Here is a 22,320-nt window from a genome sequence, read left to right on the forward strand (position 1 = left end):
TGCGCTATTTACTCGTAAATTGGTGCTGCACTCAGAATATCGCATCGTTTACTCGTGAATTTCACACTTTTACTCGTGAGTTTTGCTGTTTTACTCGTGAGTTTGCGCTATTTACTCGTAAATTGGTGCCGCACTCATGATTTCGCACCGTTTACTCGTGAATTTCACACTTTTACTCGTGAGTTTCGCACTTTTACTCGTAAGTTTTGCTGTTTTACTCGTAAATTGGTGCCGCACTCAGAATAACGCACCGTTTACTCGTGAGTTACTCCATTCACGCAAAAAAAGGACCTAATTAGGTCCTTTTTTGTCTATTCCTTTATGCTTGCGATAATTGGCGCAGGAGAGCTTCATACATTCCCCTTGAACATGCGGGCCATATTTTTCACGAAAGGCCTCGAGGCAATAGCATTTATCTTCTTCTTTTTTGGTTCCATCCATCGAGTGCATCCCTCCTAGCTTTAACTGGAGACTACACGTTTCTCCAGTTCTACATTGATTCGTCCCAACAGTATGGCACCAATTGACTGAATGATCGTTTTAACGATGATTTGGCCGATGACCGCAGCTGGTACTGCTTCCCATGGCAATATATTGGCACCCAACGGACTTAGGCCAATCACGACAAATATCACCGAATCGAAAAATCCTCCAACGATTCCGCTGTAAAACACCCTCCAACTCATCGGGAGTTTTAAACGGGTATAAATTTCCGTATCCGCTGTTTCTGCGACCACGAACGATAATGCGGAAGCAAATACGATCAATAACGTATCCCCTAATAAGAATGATACACACGCAGATAAAATAAGTGCAGTGACGATACATATATAGGTCTTCGTGCGGCCGAATTTATTCTGGACCAGATCTCGAAAGATGAAGGTTCCCCCAATGAGCAATGTACCCATCGGAATGATGAACATGCCAAAATGTAATGGCGCAAAAGCTGCTGTAACCACATTCGCCGTGATGATGGATACTAAATACAATAAAATTCTTAACATTTCTTGATTCTCCTTATACAGAAAAAACAGCACCCTAAGAAAGAGCACTGTTCTCCTTAGTTTTTTTGAGAGGGTAGCTAGAACCTCTTCCGCCCGAGCGGATTATCATTTTCCTTATTTATCGTAGCTTGAAAGCGATTGGAAATCAAGAAGTTTCCATATGGCCGATTTTTGTCGCAGAAAACTGCTTGACCGGCTGTATATGAAAAGCCGACAATGATTGATAGAATAATGTTACGATCTTGATATGAGGTATAAAAACGCGAGGAGGAAAAAGATGATGAAAAAACCATCGTTTGTTCATGTTATTTATATCGCAACCCCACCAGAGAAGCTTTGGGAAGCCCTTACTAGCGGTGAAGTCACGAAGAAGTACCATTTTGGATGCCAAGTCCAGTCTGACTGGCAAGAAGGCTCAAGCGTTAAATATTTGCTGGAAGATGGGCGTATTACTGATCATGGTAAAGTACTCAAGTGTGAGCCGCTGCACCTGCTCTCGTTCACTTGGAACATGACAGGAGACGAAACACCTCGTGAGCAGCCTACTCGTGTCACTTTTATACTGCAGCCTATGGATGATTCGACTGTGAAGTTAACGCTTAGGCATGAGGAGCTTTTGGAGACGGATTTCGTATATGATGATAATACCTTTGAAGGCTTGAATAATGGATGGCCAGCGATTCTAAGTAACCTGAAGAGCTTGCTTGAAACTGGACGGACCCTGCCGCCAATAACAGTAGATCGGAATAATTAAGTGGTAGTGGAAAACTATAAAGACACAAAGAAAGAGAGTTGATAGTGATGGATACGCAAATAATCACGAAATTTAAAATAGTCAAACCAACCAATGAAGTGTTTGAAGCCATAGTGGCCCCAGAAAGAATCGGGAATTTCTGGTTCTCATCGAGTTCTGAAAGATGGGAACAAGGCAGGACGCTTACATTGAGATATAACGAATACGATGCTGAAGTGGTTATTAATGTATTGGAAGTAGAGGAAAATAGGAAAATCGTGTTTTCATGGGGAGGAAATGATCAAGAAACGATTGTTACAATTACACTAAAAGAGTTGGGTAAAATGAGTACAATTATTGAAGTGAACGAATCAGGTTTGAAAGAGGACGACCCCGAATTGATAAATAAAATGATAGGACAAAAGGAAGGTTGGGTTTATACATTAACATGTTTAAAGGGTTATTTAGAAAATGGGGTTAATACTTTGAGAGCATCAATAATTTTTTAATTCTTAAAAGGTGCTGGTTCAGATTAGAAAGATCACTAAAAATGCAGTTGGCCGTGCCTGACTCCCAGAACAATAGTACTTAAGATTTTTAAGCATGTTGTGTCCTATTGATAAGTCTTACCTTCTTTCCTAATTCTGCATTTGTTAATCAAGGTCAAAGAAAGCATACGGGAGGAGACTTTAAATGTTTCCGAGAAAAAACTCAAGGATGAATATCATCCTTGAGTTTTTTACTTTAGTTATGGTTTGACATGAAATTCAATCGGAAATCACTTTTAGATATATGCCCTTCGAAGCTTTTTTATAAGCTTCAATTCCCATTTTCTTGACTTTTTCTGATAAACTGGATGCTCTTAATAATTGGGTTCCTTGAATAACGGAAGGATCAATGAGGCGCACTTTATTTTTCCTATGTATGTCGTATACCAATTGATTTTCTATCACCTTTACGTTACCATGGATCCGTTTTAAAAGATTTTGCACCTCATGGTCATCAGCGGAGCTTAACAAGGACATGACTTCTTCATCTGTACCGAGTAAGTCATCAAGGATGATCAGGTTTTTAGCCAAAGCCAATTTTAAGGTCTTTGCCAATATATCATAGCCATATATATTAAGTGGGTTCATGAAAAAATCAATAACTTCGCTGTAATACGTTTTCACAAACCATTCCGCCGATTCAATATTATCCAGATACATCCTTCCATTTATTATGATTACATGATCTAAAAAGTCTTGAACGGATTCCAGTGTGATATGTCCATATTGATACATATCCCTGAGAGTATAATCTACCCGATCGGCGCATAACTCAGGTGCTGGCTGTTCAAGCAATTCCCATTTTGATTGAACTATGACTTCACAATCATATCCATACTTCTTCAGTATAAATGGGATTTCGGATTCCATAATGACATGATCATATATCTTTTCATGATAATCTTCATCCTTACAATCCAGAACGAGATCAATAACATGTGAAAATGCAGTATGGGATACGTCATGCAGCAAGCCCGCGATTTGTTCCTCCAATGAACCTCCAAGCGCTTTAATTAAAAGCATCACACCAAGTGAATGGTCAAATCGTGTAACGTCCCGCTTCTCATAAACTAAATAACTTGCCCCGCCTTGATGTATCCCCTTCAATCTTTGGACGGGTTTGCTTAGAATCAGCTCTTCAAGAACTCCCTCTACAATGTGTTTCCCATAGATACTATCCAAAACTATCAATAACTTCCGCCTCCCCCATTAGTTTACACATTACAGGTAGGTGATTTCATTGATTTTTTTCTGTAAAAATTATTTCCCCCTTTTCACTTTGCTCATATTGCTTTTTTACCAATTTTATTATTTCTTCTTCATCATTCAAATCGATATCACCTGGATTAACCTCATCAATACCTTCTATCGTTATCATTTCATTTATTATTACCTGATCTGGTTGATTCACTTTAAAAATGTCTTCTACAGGTTTTGTTTTATCTTTATACGGTTTAGTGAATAAAAAAAGGCCGGTCAAGACTATGATAATTGAACCCAAAATACCGAATTTCTTTTTCATTTATTCATCCCCTCCAACGCTCTATTAATACCATAATAGTACCATATTAGGATATTAATGGTACTGAAATACGTCAAGCGCATATATAGTTGGTTCCTTTTTTCTGTTTCAGGACATAAATATTTCCGTACCTGTTTCATTGAGTTGCTATGGGTTAGAGAACATTGTACCCATTAGCAAGCTAACTGGTTGCCTGAATATTCCTTAGGCAATGTCCTGCATCCTCTCCTTTGCAACATAGGTGAAATTCCAGTTCATTAAATGGAAAAGTCCCCCTAAAAAAACAGTACTTTATAATATGATCTAATAATTGACATTTGTAAATCAGTGAGATATCATCTTTATTAACCAGTGGTCAATAAATTAGGAGGTGACAAGATGTCGCCAAGGAAATCGGCAGGTAAAGAATTGTCCAGGGACATGGTCTTGAATGAAGCCAGAAACCTTTTTGCAACGTTAGGGTATTCGAATGTCTCAATGAGGCAATTGGCTAAATCATTGGATTGCAGCCATGGAGCCATTTATTATCATTTTAAAAATAAGGCAGAAATATTTTATAGTTTGGTGAAAACGGATTTTTCCGTTTTAAATACTTTAATCGATGATATCACCATTTCGGAAAATGACCCTTCTGTAAAAATGGAAAAGATTTTATTGTGCTTCTTGGAGTTCGGTTTAACCCAACAGAATCATTATTCCATCATGTTTTTATCGAAGGAAAAAGAAATTCAGCAGTTACTTCAATTCGATTCTAATAAAACATACGAAAAGCTAATCCAGTCCCTGACGGACCTAACGGACAACAAATTGAATCCTGCATCCATATGGTCGATTTTTCTTTCTCTTCACGGATTTATCACTTTTTATATTAATTCTGAACTATCATATGAAGATGTAAAAGGCTTAGCTTATTTTCATGTAAAAAATATCATCGGAAACATCATATAATTTTTTCGAACATTATTGACCATTGGTCAAATATACATTGGGGGGTTTTAAAATGGTAAAGAAATTCCTTCATATTGAAGGACTCATGGTTCTTTTAGCAGTGATTTACATCTATTCGTTAAATGAATTCAGCTGGTGGATTTTCCTGTTATTGATTTTGTCTCCTGATGTTTCCATGCTGGCCTATCTGATCAATGATCGAATTGGAGCAAAGGTTTATAACCTATTTCACACTTATACCCTGTCCATCTTCATGATATTGCTTGCCATTTTTCTAAACTCTGATGCATTGTTGATGATTGATTTAATTTGGACCGCACATATTGGAATGGATCGCTTATTTGGGTATGGCCTCAAATACACATCTTCCTTCAAAGCTACACACATTCAAAGGCTGTAAAAAGCATAAAAGGCAGTGTGATTACGCCATCACACTGCCTTTTGCTCACTTTTCTTTATACGCCCCGCTTGTTTCCCCATATATAGGTATGCAGCTGGGGCAGCACTTTCACATCATTCAATTCATCATCTGCTATCACTTTATCTATTAACTCTTCGTATTTCTTCAAAAGACCGCTGATCAATTGACGATCATCCGCCGTCCTGCTATCGTCATTGCCGACCTGCAAATAGAAAGGAATATCCGGGTAACGCCCATGTACATGTTTGGCATATTGATAATCTTCCTCGTTAAAGACGACAATCTTCAATGAGACATGGTTTTCCGGATTTCGATCGGCAAGGTTCGAGATGATTTGGTCGAGCACCGTAAAGTCCGTGTTCATTCTAGAGCTCGGCGGCTTAGGTGAAATCGTCAGTTCATCAATATCGAGAAACCAATCCTGCCATCGGCTCCCTTGTGTTTCGACACCTATCTTCATTTTATTTTCATGTAAGATCGCTATCAAGCCGTTTAGGTTTTTCAGCAGAGCCGGGTTTCCGCCTGATATCGTCACGAAGGAAAAACCAGAACCCCCAATTCGCTTCAGCTCATCCCATATTTCTCTAGCAGTCATCTGGACGGTATCTTCCTTACCGGTGCCATCCCAAGTAAATGCGGAATCACACCAGGCACATGAATAATCGCAGCCAGCCGTCCGAACGAACATGGTTTTTTGACCAATGACCATTCCCTCACCTTGGATGGTCGGTCCGAAGATTTCCATAACCGGGAGTTTACTCACTTTCCATCCACTCCCGTCTGGCTTCGGCATAGCTTGTCGGCGTTTCGTATAGTCGAACAAATTCGACTCTAGCACCCTCATATTCTTTCAATGAAAGGGCTTCGGCCATTTTTTCATAAATCCAGACAACCATATTTTCAGCTGTTGTATTCATGAGCGGCAGGGTTTCATTCAAATAACGATGATCCAGGTGGATTTCAATTTCATTTTTCCATATATCCTTGATATCCCCGAAATCTATCATCAAACCGCGTGAATCCGTATACCCGCTCAATCCGAAAATGACCTTATATGTGTGGCCATGCAGGTTCTTGCATTTTCCTTCATAGTCATGCAGATGGTGCGCCGCGTCAAAGGTGAATTCCTTACTCACGAGAACCCTCTTGTTTGTATACTTCAATTGGCTGCGCTGAATATCTTCATCTATTTTTTGGAGTTTATCCACTATAGTAAAACCGTACATCATGAAAGCACCTTCCGTCTGCTTACATAATCATCCAGTCCTTTTTTCCGCAGATTACATGCCGGACAATCTCCACAGCCGTCGGAGATGATCCCGTTATAGCAAGTCAGGGTCTTTTCGCGGACAAAGTCGAATGCACCAAGCTGATCCGCAAGCTCCCATGTTTCTTCTTTATTAAGCCACATAAGCGGCGTATCAATCACGAATGACTGGTCCATCGACAAGTTCAAGGTCACATTCAACGATTTAATGAATACATCGCGGCAGTCAGGATATCCGCTGAAATCCGTTTCACAAACACCGGTGACAATATGTTTAGCGCCAATCTGACTCGCCAGCACTCCGGCAAACGAAAGGAACAGCAAATTCCTCCCTGGTACGAACGTCGACGGCAATTCCCCGTCTTCTCCGTCCGCCACTGCAATATCACTTCTCGTCAATGCATTCGGTGCCAGCTGGTTCAGCAGTGACATGTCAAGGATATGATGGTTCACGCCCAATTCCTTGGCAATGTTTTGAGCGCATTCGATTTCCAAGCTATGCCGCTGATTATAATCGAACGTCACCGCTTCCACTTCCTCAAATCTCTCCAATGCCCAGAACAGGCACGTCGTACTGTCCTGACCTCCGCTAAATACAACCACTGCCTTTTCTTTCTTCTTCATTTCTATAAAACTCCTTTTTACGGAAAAAAACAGCACCCTAAGAATAGAGCACTGTTTCTCCTTAGTTTTTTTGAGAGGGTAGCTAGAACCTCTTCCGCCTTAACGCGGAATATTATATTTTTCCAAGTCAATAGTAACTTGAAAACGATAATAAATCAAGATGATTATATTTAGTGAATATTAGATCTGATGGAAAATTTGGTTATCTTTTCATTGCTTAAATATCCCATTATCCGTCCGATAAAATAGTGTGAATAAAATATCGATAAAGGGGTCCATTAATTTGAAAAGCATTAAAGGAAAGGTATTGTTGGCATTTTCACTCATCATATCTTTATGTGTCATCTTAGGAGCATACAACATTTACAGCAGCAACAAGTCTCTGGTATATTCCCAGGATATCATCGAAAAGGAACTTCCGCTTCTTATCCAAGATGAAAAACTGCTATATAATCTAGCACAAAGAACCGCATTCGCCCGAGCCTATATTCTATATGGTGACGAGAGTTATAAAGAAAGGTTCTTACAATATACCGAAGACAGCAAGGTCCTCCAGGAGGATCTCCTCGCTTTAAGCGATTCTGATAATGCGAAGGAATTGATCGAGAAAAGCGTGGATTGGAGGACGATGATTGTAGACCGGGTATTTCCACAATATGAAAAGGGAAATGAAGAGCGCGCGAAAGAGATACTCAAAAATGAAGTGGCACCAATCAGCAATGAAGTAATGGAGGGTTTCAAGGAGCTTGCATCTGAACGCGAGGAATTGATTGTCACTTCTGGTGAAACCGTCATCGCAAGCGGGAAATCGGTTAAGACGACAAGTATCATCATATCCATTGCGGCAGTCCTTATCGGTCTTCTGCTGGCGCTTGTGACTGCCAACCTCATTACCACCCCCCTCCTTAAAATCAGGGACAGGATGAAAATGGTGGCTGACGGAGAGCTGAATCATAAGCCCCTGGAGCAAAAGTCACATGATGAAATGGGCGAATTAACGGTATCCGCCAACCAAATGCAGAAAAACCTTCGTGATACGATCGAAAAAATGCTCGTTGTGTCCGAATCCGTTTCCAACCAAAGTGAGGATCTGACTCAATCAGCAAATGAAGTTCAGCAGGGCAGCAAACAAATAGCGACTACAATGTATGAACTTTCGGAAGGTTCGGAGTCACAAGCCAACCGGGCAGCTGAAATGGTTCGGATGATGGATGATTTCACCGGCAGGATCGAGTTGGCCCGCCTAGAAGGAGTGGATGTAGCTAAAAGTTCAACCGAAATCCTTTCCTTGACCAAGGAGGGCACCACTTTAATGCGCAGTTCAGTCCAACAGATGCAATGTATTGATAGGATTGTAAAAAATGCCGTAGATCAAGTGAAAGGACTGGATTCTCAATCGCAGCAAATTTCACAGCTTGTGCAGGTCATCAAGGATATATCCAATCAAACCAATCTATTGGCGCTGAATGCTGCCATAGAAGCCGCTCGTGCTGGTGAACATGGCAAGGGCTTTGCCGTCGTCGCCGATGAAGTGCGGAAACTCGCTGAAGAGGTCACACACTCCGTTGGGGATATCACCAATATTGTCTCCGCTATTCAAACGGATTCAAAAACAGTCGTCCACTCCCTGGAAGATGGTTATACACAAGTGGATGAAGGCACGAAACAGATCACGCTCACAGGCCAAACCTTTGAAACAATCAATCACTCTGTCGGGAATATGGAAATGAAAATACAGCATATAACAGACGAATTGAACTATATCTCCACAAATAGCAAAAATATCAATCAGGCTATCGAAGATATCGCAGCGGTTTCTGAAGAGTCCGCGGCTGGAATCGAACAAGTCTCCGCCTCTGCTCAGCAATCCAGCTCTTCAATGGATGAAATCACGCATCATGCCAGTGAACTTGCATCTTCGGCAGAACTGCTGACTGAACAGGTTAAGAAATTCCAATTATGACACTAGCAATTTCCCGTCACATGAATGCGGGAAATTGCTTTTCCTTCCCATTATATAGGTTGTTTCATTTTCGTATATTCGGGGAATAAATAACTATACACAATAATAAATCATTAAAAAGCAAATCTATCAAAAGCGGCTGGAAGTGAATGTTTTCCTTTATTTTCAGAATATTTAGTGTATAATTAATTAAAGGAATATTTTAACTTAAATATCCATCACTTCCAATAACCGCTACTGCAAATCCCGACATTTCCTTTCAACACCATGCACGGGCACTTCTACTCAGTAAGGATCCATTGCATGCTTTCTCTCGAATCTAACCGTTCACAACTTTATTCACACAAAAACACGATTTCTACTCCAAATCTGTAAAAAAAGGTTAAATTTCACTAATGATATGTTACTATTAAACTAAGACCTTTTAACCCCATAAGGAGGAATTCATATGAAACGTTTTTTCAAATTCATAACAGATTTTAACGAAAGAAAAGCACTGGAACGGGAAACCGAAGAATTCTTTCGCAAAGAATACGAAAATTATATGAAGATGAATCCTGACAATCAAAGAAAAAGAAGGAGATTAGCTCCTAGATTTTATGTGATTGATGGCGGTAAAAAGGGCTCCAACCTTGAGATTTCTGACAGAAAGAAATCCAGTTAACCAGATTCCTTCCATAATCAGCTACCAATGCTGCAGCTCAAGACCCACGAACGTTAAATCTCCATGATAAACGGAGATTCGTGACCATTCCATTCATTAACAATATATAAACCGAAAGCTCAGATATGCTTCTGAGCTTTTTTTATTTTGCATTCTTATATAAACACTATATCTATAGAAGAAACTAGGTATTTTTTTAAAAAAATGGGTTAACTTTAGTTTATTTCATGTTTCAGGTAAAAGATCAATTATAGTCCGTGAGTATTCTCTGAGGAAAAAACCGGAAAATATAAAAAAAAAGAGATGTGTTCTTTTACTCATCTTTGTCCAAATTCAAAAGAGTTTAACTAATTGAGTCGTTAGATGCAATATCTTACATTGAATGACAAATGCATAAATATTGTTACGTTTATGTCGAACAATGGGTATAAACAATTACAGAACTGTAATAAACGTCACTTTTAAAAACCAAATATTATTCAAATATAGCCATTAGGAATCAGGTTCAAATGCTCATAAAACTACTTTGATTCTGACCAAAATGGTTTTTTGTTAAACTTTCCATAATTTAGTGTAAAATAACCGAGTATTCCCTCGATTTCCAGCCATAACTTTGTACTCATAAAACAATTTATCCCATTAGATACTATTACACTCCAATATACATTTATTTGAAAAAGCTGATAATAACTATATTACGATAAAATAATTAGCCCTTGCCTATTAAGTTTAAAATCATGTAGTGTGTATTCAGTAATTCAAATATTTGAAAAAAAGAGAGGTTAAAAAATGGCACCGATATTTATTTGTGCGATCTTTTTGCTTGGCTATGGTATTTTCGAACAAAAACGCCATCAGAAGCGTCTCGACTCCATCCCGGTACGTGTGAATGTGAATGGGATTCGGGGGAAATCGACTGTAACGCGTCTAATTACAGGTGTGATCCAGGAAGCTAAGTACAAAACAGTAGGTAAAACAACCGGAACATCAGCAAGAATGATCTATTGGTTTACCGATAAGGAAAAACCGATTGTACGCCGCCCGGAAGGACCCAACATAGGAGAACAGCGGCGTGTAGTTAAAGAAGTTGCCGACTTAGGCACGGAAGCACTGGTTTGTGAGTGCATGGCCGTACAGCCTGACTATCAACTAATCTTCCAAAACAAAATGATCCAAGCAAACATTGGCGTAATCGTGAATGTATTGGAAGACCATATGGATGTCATGGGACCGACTTTGGATGAGGTTGCTGAAGCTTTCACTGCTACTATTCCCTATAATGGTCACCTAATAACTATCGAAAGTGAATATTTGGACTTTTTCAAGCAAATTGCCAAAGAACGCAACACAAAAGTAATCGTTGCAGACAATTCGAGAATTTCGGAAGATTTTCTACGCGAATTCGACTATATGGTATTTCCTGATAATGCATCACTGGCCTTGGCCGTTGCGGAAGCTTTGGGCATCGATGAAAAAACGGCTTTTCGCGGAATGTTGAATGCGCATCCCGATCCAGGTGCCATGCGGATCACCAAATTCGGGGATCCCATCCAGCCAACTTTCTTTGTCAATGGCTTTGCTGCAAATGACGCGTCATCGACGCTGAACATCTGGGAACGTGTCAATACGTTCGGATACAGCACAGAACCTCCTATCGTCATCATGAATTGCCGTCCCGACCGCGTGGACCGTACCGAGCAGTTTGCTAGAGATGTATTGCCTTACATAAAATCTGAAATCGTCATTTCCATTGGTGAAACCACATCACCGATCACTCGGGCATTCGAGCAAGGTCAATTGGATACAAAAGAATATTGGGATTTAGAAAACTGGTCAACTGAAGAAATCGTGGCCCGCCTCCGCCCATTGATGAAAAATCGCATTGTCTACGGTGTCGGGAATATTCACGGTGCAGCGGAACCATTAATTGAAGCATTCATGAAATCTAAAACAAAGCAAAAAGCAAGTTAAGTAGGAGGAACCTTAATGTTTGGATCGGATTTATATGTAGCCCTAGTACTGGGAGTAACGCTTAGCCTTATATTTTCAGAAAAGACGGGTGTCGTACCCGCAGGACTTATCGTGCCAGGTTATTTGGCATTAGTATTTGACCAATGGGAAATCATGCTGACCATCCTGATCATTAGTGTCGTAACTTATTTGATCGTCACTCACGGCCTTTCAAGATGGGTGATTTTATATGGAAGAAGAAAATTCGCAGCCATGATGGTGACCGGGATTTGCTTGAAACTCCTATTGGACTTCGTCTACCCCGTCATGCCATTTGAAATATTCGAGTTTCGGGGAATCGGTATAATTGTACCCGGATTGATAGCGAATACCATACAAAGACAAGGAATGCCATTGACACTTGGCAGCACGCTTTTATTATCCGGCTTGACTTTCGGTTTAATGAACGTGTACTACCTATTCTGAGGTGCAAAAAATGAAACGGACTTTAAATGCAAAAGAAAAAACACTTATCTTTATTAAACGCACGAAGAAAAAGAATCTTAAATACACTGGAATCATACTACCTATATTACTAATCGCTTTAGTCATTACCACTTGGATGGGACGGGCTGAGGAAGTGAAAACAACCGCTTCAAAATCCGATCAGCCATTGACGATGACAATGGTCGGTGATGTGATGATGGGACGTAATGTTGAAGAAGTGACGGAAAAGCACGGGTATGAATACCTCTTCCGTTATATGAAGCCCTATTTTGCCCATTCAGACTATGTCAGTGGGAATTATGAACATACCGCTTTAAAAGAAGAAGTATCCAACTACAAGGGAGCGGATACGCCCATACGGTTAAACTCCAATGCTAGCGGTGTGGAAGCTGTTAAAGATGCTGGCTTCTCAGTAATGAATTTGGCCAATAACCATATGATGGACTATGAAGAACAAGGACTTCTTGATACGATTGATGAATTCAAAAGTACGGATATGCACTATGTCGGTGTTGGATCGAACACTACGGAAGCTAAAAATAGCATCGACTATGCGGATGTTAATGGCGTACGCGTCGCAACACTTGGCTTCACAGATGTTTACGGTAAGGATGCCGTGTCAAAAAGTGATAAAGCCGGACTATTGAACTCCAACCTTGATTTATTATTTGAAATGATCGGCAAAGCAAGGGATGTCAAACAAGGCAATGCAGACTTGGTTGTGGTGAATATGCACTGGGGACAAGAGTATTCAACATCTACAACCGCCCGTCAAACGGACTTGGCTAAAGCTATCATCGATGCTGGGGCTGACATCATCATCGGCCATCACCCACACGTGCTTCAATCGTTTGATGTGTATAAAGATGGAATCATTTTCTATAGTTTAGGAAATTTCATTTTCGATCAAGGCTGGACACGCACAAAGGATTCAGCCATGGTTCAATACCATTTAGCGGAAGACGGAAAAGCTACTATCGATGTCGTTCCACTGCAAATTGAAGAAGCAACACCAAGGCCAGCTACCTCTTCAATCGACAAATCACGTGTATACCGTCAGTTGACGAAGGAAACGAGTGAAAACGCCCAATGGTCGAAAAAAGAGGATCGCATCGAGATTACCATGGATCACAAGAAGGTAATCGACCATAAGGCACAACGTGAACAAGAAGAAAAAGCAGCAAAAGCAGCAAAGGCAGCGAAAGAAGCAAAGGAAAAGAAAGCTGCACAAGAGAAAAAGGCAACACAAGCTATACAACAGGACATTCAGCCCATTCAGTAAGGATCGATTGGATACTACTATGTGAAAAGAGAAACAACTTGGAAGCTCAACGAGAAGGGGGAATAATCGATGATTAACCGTATGACGAGAAAAGTGCTCATTCCCATAAGCATACTCATATATATTGCTGGATGTTCCAAGACACCCCCTATTTCTGACACGAATGATCCGATAGAGAGTAAAACGGAACAATCATATGGGGTCAGTTCTTCAAACCCAATCGCAATAGATGTCGGGATGGATATATTAAATAATGGTGGAACGGCGGCGGATGCCGCCATTGCGGTCTCTTATGTATTAGGTGTAGTTGAACCTTTTGGATCTGGCGTGGGCGGCGGCGGCGGTATGCTGATTGCACCGGAATCCGGCGAACCCAATTTTATCGATTATCGTGAATCCTCTCCGGAAGACCCAAGTTCAAGACACGATACAGGGATTCCTGGCTTAGTGGCCGGCATGCAGGTTATAAGTGATAAGTATGGGAGCGTACCAATGGCTGATCTTCTTCAGCCGGCGATCGACTTGGCTGAAGGCGGGTTTAAAGTGGATGAGACTTTATCATCGCGCTTAGAAGCAGCTCAGCCAAGGATATCTTCCGATGGGACATCATTATTTTATCCTGAGGGCGATGCCATTGAACCAGGCAAAACCCTTGTCCAAGAAAGACTTGCTGAAACATTGAAGCAGATTCAAAAGGAAGGTCCTGATGGTTTTTATAAAGGGGAAATTGCACGGGATATTAAAAGGGAAACAGATATCGACTTGATGGATTTAAAGCGCTATGAGGTGAAAGAACGTAAGCCGGTCCAAGGAACATTTGCCGGTTATGATGTATTTACTGCCCCTCCGCCCTTTTCCGGGATTACCGTTCTTGAAATGTTAAAGCTCGCCGAGGAAATGAACCTCGGTGATTCTTCAAGCAAATCAACTTATATGAAGGTCTTGGGGGGCATCACAGATACCGCTTATCAAGATCGGTCCGCCAATATTGGAGATGGAATAAGTCACTCTAAGGCGGAAAAATTGCTCTCCCCCATTCACTTGGACAATCTTAAAAATAAGATCAAAAGTGAAAAATGGGAAGATAAAGAATCGAATGGTTCCGAAGAACATGAAAGTACGACACACTTTGTGATCATGGACAAGTATGGCACTGTCGTTTCCGCAACAAATACGCTCAGTAACTTTTTCGGATCTGGTGATTATACGAATGGATTTTTCCTTAACGATCAATTGAAAAATTTCCGGTCCGGCTTGAACGCCCAAGAGGCATATAAACGGTCAAGAACGTTCACCGCTCCTACCATTCTCAAGAAACCAGGGCAGGAATCGATCGGAATCGGCTCACCAGGCGGCGATAGGATTCCTCAAGTATTGATGCAGGTCCTTTATTCTTATACAGAGAATGAAGGTTCATTTCAGGATATCATCGACCGTAATCGGTTCGTCTTTGATGGAAAGAAGATTTATACGGAATCCAGGCTTTCGGATGAAATAATATCAGACTTGGAAGATTCAGGATATGAAGTCATCCAGAAGATTTCCCCCATGTATTACGGCGGGGTTCAAGTACTCGTTAAAAACGAGAAAAATGGACAAGTATCCGGAGCTGGGGATAAAAGAAGAAATGGAAGCTGGAAAGCCCAGCAATAAGAGTGCAATCCAGCCCCTCCTTTTCTAAATATCATATGAATTTTAGCGATGGATAAGGGGACTTAGAATATGAATATCGTAAAAAAAATAACAAGCTGGGTTATACCCGTTTTTCTAATAGCAGCCCTGCTTGTGACCATGAATATCTTTAAACGGACAGAAACTTTAACACCCGAAGAGCAAAAGAAAATAGAACAGTATACGACTGTCGAAGAATAAGAAAAGCTGGGGTATCCCCGCTTTTTTTATTTTTGCCGTCATCGGATATGGAAGATTAATTACGCTTCAGATACGGAGGATAACCATGAAAGAAAATAGCTATACTGATTTTATTGAACTGCAGCAAAATGAACAAGAAGACCTCGATTACCGCATCATCGTTCATCACAGGAATCCTGATATCGCAATTCTAGCCATACACGGCGGGAACATCGAACCGGGAACTAGCGAGATTGCAGCCGCACTTGGACAGAGACTTTGTGCAAGCACCTATCTATTCGAAGGTCTTAAACCAAGGGGTAACCAGGTCCTCCATATAACATCCTGCTTGTTCAATGAACCGGGCGGCGTTTCAATGGCAGCGAACGCTCAGACCACCCTTTCTATCCATGGACACTACGACGTACATAATGCGCTGGTTTACATTGGCGGAAGGAATGAACCCTATAAGAACCTTATTCAGCAATGCCTCAACAAAGCTGGATTTCAAACTGATCATGCACCGCAGCACCTTTCAGGCATGAAAGGAAACAACATCACCAACAAATCCAAGACGGGTGCAGGCGTGCAATTGGAACTTTCCACAAAGCTTAGAAAAAGCTTTTTCAAAGGTGATGACTTTACCAGTAAGAACAGGGGCAATCCATGTGATCTTTTTAAACGGTTTGTTACTGCCATTGAAAAAGCGACTCTTGAATATAAACAAGTTGAATGAGCTTCTTAGTCCATAAGGCTTTCAACTTCACCGAAGCTTTCGAATTTATCGGCAAAATAACCTGACGAAAGGTTGGAGATATGAACGTCTGCGTTTTCCGTTGTATGGAGAAAACGGCCATCACCTAGATATATGCCTACATGGGTCACACCTAGCCTTGTTCCTGTGTCGCTAAAAAATACTAAATCCCCTGCCTTTGGATTTTCGATTTTGGGCAGCAATGAAAAGTAATCCTCTGCGGAACCCCGCTTAACTGAAAGACCCTGCTCCTTCATAACCCAATAAATGAAGCCGCTGCAATCCATTCCGGTCATCGGATCTTCTCCCCCGAAAACATAGGGAAATCCGCGTAAAGTGTATGCATACTTGATGACATCGTATGCTTTATCATATGCAGCCTCCTCGTTTACATAAAACGGATACAACGGGTTGCTGTATAGTTGAAGATACTGCCCTTGCATCAACTCATCAGTACTTAACGCGTTACGACTTTTGATCGTACTCATGGAAATGCTGTAATTCTCCGATATGCTTTTAAGCGTTTCTCCCGTTTGGACGATATGCTCCCCTTTTGGCGTGTATGTTTTGTACGCGACTTGGTATTTTGCAAAGTAATCTTCTGTAGTGGATCTCACCTGAACCGTTTCTGCACCATATCCAGAATTGACAAATTGGTTTTTGCCGACATAAATACCTGCGGTCACTACCTTTAAGCTGTCTTTTTCCAGAAAGAATATAATATCCCCGGTTTTCGGAGTGGCTGTATCCATCCCTTGCTTATAAAAACCATCTACTGTCAAACGGTCAACCGGCACATTTTGCTGGGAAAGCACCCAATGAATCAACCCGCTCGAATCAAACCCTTTTTCAGGCGTCTCCTCTCCAGCTGTCTTTTTAAACCCTATAAAGGATTTCGCATATCCCGCAATTTTTTTTCCTCTCTCCGACCATTGATAGATGGAAGGAGTATACGCCGTTTGAATGATTGTCAACTTTTGGCCCGCAAATAACTTATCATCCGGTAAACCATTCGTTTCCATTAATTGCTCAGCCGATATATCATATGTCCTGGCAATCGATTCTACCGTTTCGCCAGAGATTACAGTATGCACAGGATCTGCAGCCTCGGCCTTTAAGCCAGGTAAAAAAGTGAAACAAACCATGAATACAAACGTAAGTATCATACAGTTTATTTTTCGATTAAACATTTTAACCCTTCCTTTATACGCTGAAATATTTTTAAATTTACGATGTTCAAGTAAATCCCATCATATGAATCTTCTATCCTATCATCCACCCAAGTGAATGTACCTTAATACTCATAACAACAATATTATCGGCGAACCTAATGAAACCTTTAGCCTATTTTTTACATAAAATCATCAGTCTGATTCAATAAAACACTCCCACCCGAGAAAAGTTGGAAATCGAAGAATTCCTAGAGGATTTTATTTCTTTATGCAGAATGGGTAAAGTTAGATTAGAGGAATCCCGGTCATGACGTGCATATACGGCTTGCCCTATTTATGAAGTGGATAACGATATAGGAGTGAACATTTTGATAAAAATGACAGAGAAAGCCCGGCAGGCAATTAAAGATATGCAGCATAGTTTGGGAGGGGAAACGTATTTGAGGTTTGGCATAAACAGACCTTGCTGTAACCAGATGAACTATACATTAAGCTTGGCAATCTCTAAAAAAGAGCACGAGGAAATACTCGTTTTACATGATATAAAAATGTTGCTCGACCCATCGGACTCCCATTTTACAGATCAAACGGAAATTGATTACGAAGGCGATGGATTTTTGATCAGGAACCCGAATCCGTTGGTATCACCCATCATCTAGCAAAGAAAATAAGGGGAAAGCTTAAATGCCCTTCCCCTCGTTTCTATGAAACTATGGCATGTACACCGTTTTAATATGTGCAAGCTTCAAAAACACATTATCCCCGCTGGCTGTCGTTAACTCAACCAAGTTGTTTTCAGCCTTTTTTATCACCCCGATTTTCATAGGGTCCTCTCCCCCATCAAATACTACAAGCTTTCCTGCATTTTTCTTTAATTGGTCTTCCAAAGAACGAAGCATTGGCACACCTGAAGGATTGCCGGGAAAATTCTCTTTACCGAGGGTATAGGGTGTGGCATTTTGATTATACGGAGTAAGCCATTTAAGGTGATGCAGCGATACATACATCATTTTATATACAGGCGAGTAGAACGCAAAGTAATCATTGAAAACATTGGTGATATAACCGTGTAAAGGAATGTGCCCCTCAACATAGATTTCTGAAAAAACCCCTTTTGCGTTCATTAGCGTTTTACGATAGGAAATGGAAGCCATGTCTTCCATCATGGAGGACTCTATAGGATATTTAATCTCGTTATCTATCTCTGTACTCAGATTGAATCGATGGACGTGCAGCATTGGAAAATACAAATACTGCTGTCCATTGAACAACACTAGAATATCTGTGCTCAGATCAGTTAGAATTCCTTTGAAAGTTTTTTTACCTGAGAGTTGAACATCAATTTGTTTACCCAGTAATGCAAACGCATCACTCATTACTATCTCCTCCTAGGGGGTTATTCAGCTAAAAATCATTTGCACCCAATAATATAATAAGAGCAGTGTCACCACTGTCGTTATTGGTATGACTATCAGGGATACGCTTAAATAATCTTTCCATTTTATTTCCAATTTATTTTGTTTCAAGATATGCATCCAGATAAGTGAGGCAAGAGTACCGATGGGCAATAACAAGGATCCCATGTCACTACCGATTATATTAGCTAGATAGATAGTTTTTAATGTGATCGGATCAAGTCCCATTTCCGTTAAGGTAATGGTACCTATCATTAATGCTGGATGATTGTTGAAAATGTTTGATAGAATCGAAACCAATCCTCCCATGACAAAGCTCGCACTCAGTAGCCCTTGGTTTACAATCGGTTCGCATATCTGTACGAGCATGGCTGTAAGCCCTACATTATGGAGTCCATAAATGATGACATACATGGAGAATGCGAATATCAGGATGTGCCATGGGGTCTTTTTTAAGATATCGACAGGATTTGTCCGTAAATGATACCATCTCCAGATCAGTAAAGATAAAGAACCAAGTACAGCTACCCACTCGATTGGAATGGATAAATAAGAAGCTACAAAGAGTAAACAGCGCACCACGAACACATAGAGCAAAACTTTCAACATGAATTTTGTGCGTTGCCTTTTTGTTTCAACCGTCATTTTTCCCTTTAAGGGGTGGAAATTCTTAGTAAAGAAACGTTCCTCAATGTCATAATAATTATTCGGTAATTTCTTGGGCAATTTTTTCTTGACCACTACGAACATTAACCATGACATAAAGATCAACCCCAGAGTAGCAGGTACAAACATCATGGCAGTATGCATATAAAGCGTCATGTGCACAATTTTCAAAGCGATTAAATTAACAATATTACTCACGCCAATAGGCGCACTCGAAGCTGTCGCAATCAATGCTCCACTCAAAAGATACGGGATGGCTTCATGCGGTTTTAATCTGAGATTTTTCAGAAGCAAGATTAAGATGGGGGTCGTAATCATGATGCTGCCGTCGTTATTGAATAACAAGGTCATTAAAAAGCACAATAATTGAATGTACCAATATAGGCGGTACCCCGATCCTCTAGCCAGGATGGCAAGCCTTGCAGCCGCCCAATGAAAAAAGCCGAAACTTTCCAAGATTACAGCCATGACAATCGTTGCCATGATGGTGATCGATGCGCCCCCGATTTTATTGAAGATATCCCAAATATCGCCATGGGATACTGTTCCAGTCAGTAAAATTATCATTGCACCGATTGAAGCTGGCCATGCTTCATTGATACCTCCTGGCCTCCATAATATAACTATCATTGTCGTGACGAACACAAAAATAGTCATTCCAATTTCGAAATGCATGTTGTTCTCCCCTTTTTGGGCCTTGAGCCATTGGACCCTACTTGTCCGATTCCTATATATTATTCCCCTTAGTAAAATAAGCATGGATTCTTGCCTAGTCCCTCTAAATTGTACTTTTGTACTTCTAGTGATTTTATCCACTAAAGAGAGATGCCCCGTTCAAGGAATCATGGTTAAGTACCTACAGAATGGTAAAATGGCAATCTAACAAAAAAAAGGGAAAACCACTTTAGTGGCCTCCCCTTTGCAACGCTTATGTTTTCAGTTCCTCTAATTCATTACTGGAATTCCCCCAGCGTATCCTCCAAATCATTTATTAACTGTGTAAGCTGCTGTGTATATTCAGCAAGTTCATTGGATGAAGCGGCTTGTTCCTCCATCGATGATGCAATTTCTTCTGATGAAGCTGTCGTTTGCTGTGATACGGCGGTGATTTCTTCTATCACTTTAATTACCGTTTCTTTTTGTTGATTGATGCTTTCAATGGATCTTGTTTCTTCCTGAATTGAATTGGATATCCTCCTGCGGAATCCTCCAGCTCTTTCATGGCTTCACTTACCGTGATCAGGGCATTTTTCTGATCCTTGCTGATTTGATTCGTTTCATTGGTCGTTTTCAGCAATTCCTCTGTATCCGACAGAATGCTTTGGATGATGGCTTGAATGTTTTTTGTAGCCTCTTGCACCAACTGGTATATCAACAAAAAAACTTCCTTCATAGCAGAAGCATCACTTCGGTTTTAGGCCGTCTTCTGTATCCAACGCATTCCATTCATCCATCAAGTCGTTCGACGGCGGCCGTATATTCCTTATGCCATTTTTCCCATTCATCCATCGGGAAGTCCTGATGATGACCATTAAGTAAATCACTCAACATTTCGAGGCAAACATGCCAGCCTGCCAAATCCTTTGATGTATGATCATTAATCGGCGTGATGGATTCTTTCAATACTAATGAGCATCCATCCTTTTCAGGGGATACCTCGAAACGAACCCAGCCGTCACCCCAATCAAAATCCAATACGGCGGATTCCCGGAAATCCCTTATTTTCATATCAAAAGATTCCCCTGACCCATCATTGAAATTGAATTTGATGGTCCCGTCTTTTCGAAGGTCCCTCATTTCCAGGTTGGACATCCACTTTTCCACCTTATCATTCTCCGTTAAAGCACTCCATACCTTTTCCACCGAATGATTGAACAGGCGATCGAATCTTGCAATAATCCCGTTACCCTGTTTTTCGATTACAGCTTGCATATACATTCCCCCATTCAATTCGTTTTTTTATAATAAAAAATGGTTGGATGGAATTCACCATTTGCAGATTTCGCATAATCAGGAATCCTGCCTGCCTGAATATATCCCAATGAAGTATACAGGGCGTTAGAAGGATCTCCTTCCCTTGTATCCAGGACCAATAATGTCCGTCCCTCTTGCTTGGCCCTCTTCTCAGCCTCTAGCATGAGTGAACGTCCTATTCCATTTCGCCTATAACCAGTATGCGTCATTAATTTTGCGATTTCCGCACGATGGCCGCCGTTTTGCTTTGAACATGAATGTAACTGTACGCTCCCGACAATCTCACCCTTTAATTTAGCGACAAACAGAATCACATCAGGATTTAGGGCACCACTCCAGTAATCAATGGCCTCAGACCGTTTCATGGGAGGTAAAAAACCAATGGACGCGCCATCTTTCACCACCTGCATCAAAAGATCCGAAAGTTCATTAATGTGGTCGCGGACTGATGTTAATTGTTCGATTTTCAACTCAGCATTCACTTAATCACAACCTTTCAGGTGATACAATCATATTCACCATCCCTGACGCTTTGATAAAGAAGTAATATGAGCCAGATGATGGCGTCCGTGCCATGCATAAATGCCTATATTTTCACCGACCGTCACCTCTCCTGAATCAGGATGGATGAATGTTCGGCCCATGTCGTCTGCATGAAGACCCGATAAAAGTTTGCACATCCGGATATGTACACTTTCAATTAGCGATAGAGAAACTTCAATCGCCAAATCATAATCAGGCAGCTCAGCCCATTTCGCCTCTTCGTACGGTTTAATGACTGGACTTTCTTCCGTAAGGGCCAATTTAAAACGAATAAACGCATTCATATGACTATCAGCAACATGATGCACCACTTGACGCACCGTCCATCCTCCAGGCCGATAAGCCGTATCAAGCTGTTCATCATTCATGTTACTTACCGCTTCCCGCAGCATCCGAGGCAAAGCTTTTATCTCGTTGAGCCACCCCTCGGCTACACCACTAGTAATCTCCCCTTCAAACTGAAACTTTCCAACCGGGTATCTTAAATCCATCTTCATTCCCCCTGATGTTCA

The 22,320-nt window shown here is 40.9% G+C and carries 28 protein-coding genes, 1 pseudogene and 2 riboswitches; of the genes and pseudogenes, 14 read left to right on the forward strand and 15 right to left on the reverse strand.

Going from position 1 to position 22,320, the window contains the following annotated elements:
- Positions 1 to 291: 291 nt before the first annotated feature.
- Positions 292 to 441: a hypothetical protein gene (locus FNK51_RS26435; RefSeq protein ID WP_155726451.1), complete on the reverse strand. Its 150-nt coding sequence runs from the start codon at positions 439 to 441 to the stop codon at positions 292 to 294.
- A 20-nt stretch (positions 442 to 461) separates the two neighbouring features.
- On the reverse strand, positions 462 to 1,004 hold the full coding sequence (locus FNK51_RS07170) for a VUT family protein (protein WP_063575425.1): 543 nt from the start codon (positions 1,002 to 1,004) through the stop codon (positions 462 to 464).
- 50 nt (positions 1,005 to 1,054) lie between these two features.
- Positions 1,055 to 1,097: riboswitch (PreQ1 riboswitch) on the reverse strand.
- 184 nt (positions 1,098 to 1,281) lie between these two features.
- Here FNK51_RS07170 and FNK51_RS07175 point away from each other — a divergent pair.
- The gene (locus tag FNK51_RS07175; protein ID WP_220126977.1) at positions 1,282 to 1,758 is read left to right on the forward strand and encodes an SRPBCC family protein; all 477 of its coding nucleotides are present in this window, start codon (positions 1,282 to 1,284) and stop codon (positions 1,756 to 1,758) included.
- A gap of 47 nt (positions 1,759 to 1,805) precedes the next feature.
- Positions 1,806 to 2,246, forward strand: a complete 441-nt coding sequence (locus FNK51_RS07180) for an SRPBCC family protein (RefSeq protein WP_141992892.1) — start codon at positions 1,806 to 1,808, stop codon at positions 2,244 to 2,246.
- Positions 2,247 to 2,504: 258 nt separating this feature from the next.
- Here the strand turns inward: FNK51_RS07180 and FNK51_RS07185 are convergent, their stop codons facing one another.
- Together FNK51_RS07185 and FNK51_RS07190 are read right to left on the reverse strand one after the other, a co-directional pair.
- On the reverse strand, positions 2,505 to 3,476 hold the full coding sequence (locus tag FNK51_RS07185) for an HD domain-containing protein (protein ID WP_141992893.1): 972 nt from the start codon (positions 3,474 to 3,476) through the stop codon (positions 2,505 to 2,507).
- A gap of 46 nt (positions 3,477 to 3,522) precedes the next feature.
- Positions 3,523 to 3,807 (reverse strand): hypothetical protein, encoded by a 285-nt coding sequence (locus FNK51_RS07190; protein ID WP_141992894.1) that lies wholly within the window; start codon positions 3,805 to 3,807, stop codon positions 3,523 to 3,525.
- 378 nt (positions 3,808 to 4,185) lie between these two features.
- On the opposite strand from FNK51_RS07190, the gene FNK51_RS07195 reads away from it, so the two are divergent.
- Together FNK51_RS07195 and FNK51_RS07200 are read left to right on the forward strand one after the other, a co-directional pair.
- Positions 4,186 to 4,755 (forward strand): TetR/AcrR family transcriptional regulator, encoded by a 570-nt coding sequence (locus FNK51_RS07195; protein WP_098373642.1) that lies wholly within the window; start codon positions 4,186 to 4,188, stop codon positions 4,753 to 4,755.
- A gap of 52 nt (positions 4,756 to 4,807) precedes the next feature.
- A complete protein-coding gene (locus FNK51_RS07200) occupies positions 4,808 to 5,155 on the forward strand; it encodes a DUF4260 domain-containing protein (protein WP_141992895.1) in 348 nt (115 codons plus the stop codon).
- 55 nt (positions 5,156 to 5,210) lie between these two features.
- On the opposite strand, the gene queE is transcribed toward FNK51_RS07200, so the two are convergent.
- Genes queE through queC form a run of 3 tightly spaced genes read right to left on the reverse strand, consistent with a single transcriptional unit; the run spans position 5,211 to position 7,067 of the window.
- Positions 5,211 to 5,939: a 7-carboxy-7-deazaguanine synthase QueE gene (gene queE / locus FNK51_RS07205; RefSeq protein WP_141992896.1), complete on the reverse strand. Its 729-nt coding sequence runs from the start codon at positions 5,937 to 5,939 to the stop codon at positions 5,211 to 5,213.
- Positions 5,932 to 6,402, reverse strand: a complete 471-nt coding sequence (gene queD, locus FNK51_RS07210; protein WP_076366231.1) for a 6-carboxytetrahydropterin synthase QueD — start codon at positions 6,400 to 6,402, stop codon at positions 5,932 to 5,934. The genes queE and queD overlap by 8 nt, the downstream gene beginning before the upstream one ends.
- Positions 6,402 to 7,067, reverse strand: coding sequence for a 7-cyano-7-deazaguanine synthase QueC (queC, locus tag FNK51_RS07215; protein ID WP_141992897.1), 666 nt, complete (start codon positions 7,065 to 7,067; stop codon positions 6,402 to 6,404). The genes queD and queC overlap by 1 nt, the downstream gene beginning before the upstream one ends.
- 55 nt (positions 7,068 to 7,122) lie before the next feature.
- A riboswitch (PreQ1 riboswitch) is annotated at positions 7,123 to 7,165 on the reverse strand.
- Between the two features lie 629 nt (positions 7,166 to 7,794).
- Between queC and FNK51_RS27745 the strand changes: the two are divergent.
- The 9 genes and pseudogenes from FNK51_RS27745 to FNK51_RS07250 form a co-directional block, all read left to right on the forward strand.
- Positions 7,795 to 8,091 (forward strand): annotated as a pseudogene (locus FNK51_RS27745) (HAMP domain-containing protein); the annotation flags it as partial.
- Between the two features lie 120 nt (positions 8,092 to 8,211).
- Positions 8,212 to 9,030 (forward strand): methyl-accepting chemotaxis protein, encoded by an 819-nt coding sequence (locus FNK51_RS27750; RefSeq protein WP_483296115.1) that lies wholly within the window; start codon positions 8,212 to 8,214, stop codon positions 9,028 to 9,030.
- Between the two features lie 448 nt (positions 9,031 to 9,478).
- Positions 9,479 to 9,694 carry a hypothetical protein gene (locus FNK51_RS07225; RefSeq protein ID WP_098373637.1) on the forward strand — a complete coding sequence of 72 codons (216 nt, stop codon included), beginning with the start codon at positions 9,479 to 9,481 and terminating at the stop codon, positions 9,692 to 9,694.
- Between the two features lie 789 nt (positions 9,695 to 10,483).
- Entirely contained in the window at positions 10,484 to 11,665 is a 1,182-nt protein-coding gene (gene pgsB, locus FNK51_RS07230) for a poly-gamma-glutamate synthase PgsB (protein WP_076364471.1), read from the forward strand.
- A 15-nt stretch (positions 11,666 to 11,680) separates the two neighbouring features.
- Entirely contained in the window at positions 11,681 to 12,130 is a 450-nt protein-coding gene (pgsC, locus tag FNK51_RS07235; protein ID WP_063232582.1) for a poly-gamma-glutamate biosynthesis protein PgsC, read from the forward strand.
- 10 nt (positions 12,131 to 12,140) lie between these two features.
- On the forward strand, positions 12,141 to 13,433 hold the full coding sequence (locus FNK51_RS07240; RefSeq protein ID WP_141992899.1) for a CapA family protein: 1,293 nt from the start codon (positions 12,141 to 12,143) through the stop codon (positions 13,431 to 13,433).
- 69 nt (positions 13,434 to 13,502) lie between these two features.
- Positions 13,503 to 15,086 carry a gamma-glutamyltransferase family protein gene (locus FNK51_RS07245; RefSeq protein WP_181762207.1) on the forward strand — a complete coding sequence of 528 codons (1,584 nt, stop codon included), beginning with the start codon at positions 13,503 to 13,505 and terminating at the stop codon, positions 15,084 to 15,086.
- A gap of 69 nt (positions 15,087 to 15,155) precedes the next feature.
- On the forward strand, positions 15,156 to 15,305 hold the full coding sequence (locus FNK51_RS26440; RefSeq protein ID WP_179891205.1) for a CapE family protein: 150 nt from the start codon (positions 15,156 to 15,158) through the stop codon (positions 15,303 to 15,305).
- Between the two features lie 85 nt (positions 15,306 to 15,390).
- Positions 15,391 to 16,020: a poly-gamma-glutamate hydrolase family protein gene (locus FNK51_RS07250; protein WP_141992900.1), complete on the forward strand. Its 630-nt coding sequence runs from the start codon at positions 15,391 to 15,393 to the stop codon at positions 16,018 to 16,020.
- Between the two features lie 5 nt (positions 16,021 to 16,025).
- Here the strand turns inward: FNK51_RS07250 and FNK51_RS07255 are convergent, their stop codons facing one another.
- Positions 16,026 to 17,228 (reverse strand): C40 family peptidase, encoded by a 1,203-nt coding sequence (locus tag FNK51_RS07255; protein WP_141992901.1) that lies wholly within the window; start codon positions 17,226 to 17,228, stop codon positions 16,026 to 16,028.
- A gap of 359 nt (positions 17,229 to 17,587) precedes the next feature.
- Between FNK51_RS07255 and FNK51_RS07260 the strand changes: the two genes are divergently transcribed.
- On the forward strand, positions 17,588 to 17,869 hold the full coding sequence (locus FNK51_RS07260) for a HesB/IscA family protein (protein WP_260399635.1): 282 nt from the start codon (positions 17,588 to 17,590) through the stop codon (positions 17,867 to 17,869).
- A 51-nt stretch (positions 17,870 to 17,920) separates the two neighbouring features.
- On the opposite strand, the gene FNK51_RS07265 is transcribed toward FNK51_RS07260, so the two are convergent.
- The 7 genes from FNK51_RS07265 to FNK51_RS07290 all read right to left on the reverse strand — a co-directional run bounded on the left by FNK51_RS07265 (position 17,921) and on the right by FNK51_RS07290 (position 22,299).
- Complete coding sequence (locus tag FNK51_RS07265) at positions 17,921 to 18,586, reverse strand: DUF2642 domain-containing protein (protein WP_141992903.1); 666 nt, start codon at positions 18,584 to 18,586, stop codon at positions 17,921 to 17,923.
- 24 nt (positions 18,587 to 18,610) lie between these two features.
- Entirely contained in the window at positions 18,611 to 19,966 is a 1,356-nt protein-coding gene (locus tag FNK51_RS07270) for an arsenic transporter (RefSeq protein ID WP_141992904.1), read from the reverse strand.
- 278 nt (positions 19,967 to 20,244) lie between these two features.
- A complete protein-coding gene (locus FNK51_RS26445; RefSeq protein ID WP_181762208.1) occupies positions 20,245 to 20,412 on the reverse strand; it encodes a hypothetical protein in 168 nt (55 codons plus the stop codon).
- Positions 20,413 to 20,417: 5 nt separating this feature from the next.
- On the reverse strand, positions 20,418 to 20,666 hold the full coding sequence (locus FNK51_RS07275) for a hypothetical protein (RefSeq protein ID WP_141992905.1): 249 nt from the start codon (positions 20,664 to 20,666) through the stop codon (positions 20,418 to 20,420).
- 71 nt (positions 20,667 to 20,737) lie between these two features.
- On the reverse strand, positions 20,738 to 21,223 hold the full coding sequence (locus FNK51_RS07280; protein ID WP_141992906.1) for an SRPBCC family protein: 486 nt from the start codon (positions 21,221 to 21,223) through the stop codon (positions 20,738 to 20,740).
- Positions 21,224 to 21,237: 14 nt separating this feature from the next.
- Entirely contained in the window at positions 21,238 to 21,747 is a 510-nt protein-coding gene (locus FNK51_RS07285) for a GNAT family N-acetyltransferase (RefSeq protein WP_141992907.1), read from the reverse strand.
- A 33-nt stretch (positions 21,748 to 21,780) separates the two neighbouring features.
- Complete coding sequence (locus FNK51_RS07290) at positions 21,781 to 22,299, reverse strand: YfiT family bacillithiol transferase (RefSeq protein WP_141992908.1); 519 nt, start codon at positions 22,297 to 22,299, stop codon at positions 21,781 to 21,783.
- Positions 22,300 to 22,320: the final 21 nt, after the last annotated feature.

Source organism: Bacillus sp. B4EP4a (assembly GCF_006680105.1).
In the GTDB taxonomy this organism is placed as follows: domain Bacteria; phylum Bacillota; class Bacilli; order Bacillales; family DSM-1321; genus Peribacillus; species Peribacillus simplex_E.

Coding starts and splice junctions, on each gene's coding strand:
- FNK51_RS07180 (WP_141992892.1), top strand. CDS start 1,806: ATGGATACGCAAATAATCACGAAATTTAAAATAGTCAAACCAACCAAT.
- FNK51_RS07255 (WP_141992901.1), bottom strand. CDS start 17,228: ATGTTTAATCGAAAAATAAACTGTATGATACTTACGTTTGTATTCATG.
- FNK51_RS07265 (WP_141992903.1), bottom strand. CDS start 18,586: ATGAGTGATGCGTTTGCATTACTGGGTAAACAAATTGATGTTCAACTC.
- FNK51_RS07260 (WP_260399635.1), top strand. CDS start 17,588: ATGACAGAGAAAGCCCGGCAGGCAATTAAAGATATGCAGCATAGTTTG.
- FNK51_RS07270 (WP_141992904.1), bottom strand. CDS start 19,966: ATGCATTTCGAAATTGGAATGACTATTTTTGTGTTCGTCACGACAATG.
- FNK51_RS27750 (WP_483296115.1), top strand. CDS start 8,212: ATGTATGAACTTTCGGAAGGTTCGGAGTCACAAGCCAACCGGGCAGCT.
- FNK51_RS07225 (WP_098373637.1), top strand. CDS start 9,479: ATGAAACGTTTTTTCAAATTCATAACAGATTTTAACGAAAGAAAAGCA.
- FNK51_RS07190 (WP_141992894.1), bottom strand. CDS start 3,807: ATGAAAAAGAAATTCGGTATTTTGGGTTCAATTATCATAGTCTTGACC.
- pgsC (WP_063232582.1), top strand. CDS start 11,681: ATGTTTGGATCGGATTTATATGTAGCCCTAGTACTGGGAGTAACGCTT.
- FNK51_RS07240 (WP_141992899.1), top strand. CDS start 12,141: ATGAAACGGACTTTAAATGCAAAAGAAAAAACACTTATCTTTATTAAA.
- FNK51_RS07200 (WP_141992895.1), top strand. CDS start 4,808: ATGGTAAAGAAATTCCTTCATATTGAAGGACTCATGGTTCTTTTAGCA.
- FNK51_RS07250 (WP_141992900.1), top strand. CDS start 15,391: ATGAAAGAAAATAGCTATACTGATTTTATTGAACTGCAGCAAAATGAA.
- queC (WP_141992897.1), bottom strand. CDS start 7,067: ATGAAGAAGAAAGAAAAGGCAGTGGTTGTATTTAGCGGAGGTCAGGAC.
- FNK51_RS26440 (WP_179891205.1), top strand. CDS start 15,156: ATGAATATCGTAAAAAAAATAACAAGCTGGGTTATACCCGTTTTTCTA.
- FNK51_RS07280 (WP_141992906.1), bottom strand. CDS start 21,223: ATGCAAGCTGTAATCGAAAAACAGGGTAACGGGATTATTGCAAGATTC.
- queD (WP_076366231.1), bottom strand. CDS start 6,402: ATGTACGGTTTTACTATAGTGGATAAACTCCAAAAAATAGATGAAGAT.
- FNK51_RS26435 (WP_155726451.1), bottom strand. CDS start 441: ATGGATGGAACCAAAAAAGAAGAAGATAAATGCTATTGCCTCGAGGCC.
- pgsB (WP_076364471.1), top strand. CDS start 10,484: ATGGCACCGATATTTATTTGTGCGATCTTTTTGCTTGGCTATGGTATT.
- FNK51_RS07290 (WP_141992908.1), bottom strand. CDS start 22,299: ATGGATTTAAGATACCCGGTTGGAAAGTTTCAGTTTGAAGGGGAGATT.
- FNK51_RS07170 (WP_063575425.1), bottom strand. CDS start 1,004: ATGTTAAGAATTTTATTGTATTTAGTATCCATCATCACGGCGAATGTG.
- FNK51_RS07195 (WP_098373642.1), top strand. CDS start 4,186: ATGTCGCCAAGGAAATCGGCAGGTAAAGAATTGTCCAGGGACATGGTC.
- FNK51_RS07245 (WP_181762207.1), top strand. CDS start 13,503: ATGATTAACCGTATGACGAGAAAAGTGCTCATTCCCATAAGCATACTC.
- FNK51_RS07175 (WP_220126977.1), top strand. CDS start 1,282: ATGATGAAAAAACCATCGTTTGTTCATGTTATTTATATCGCAACCCCA.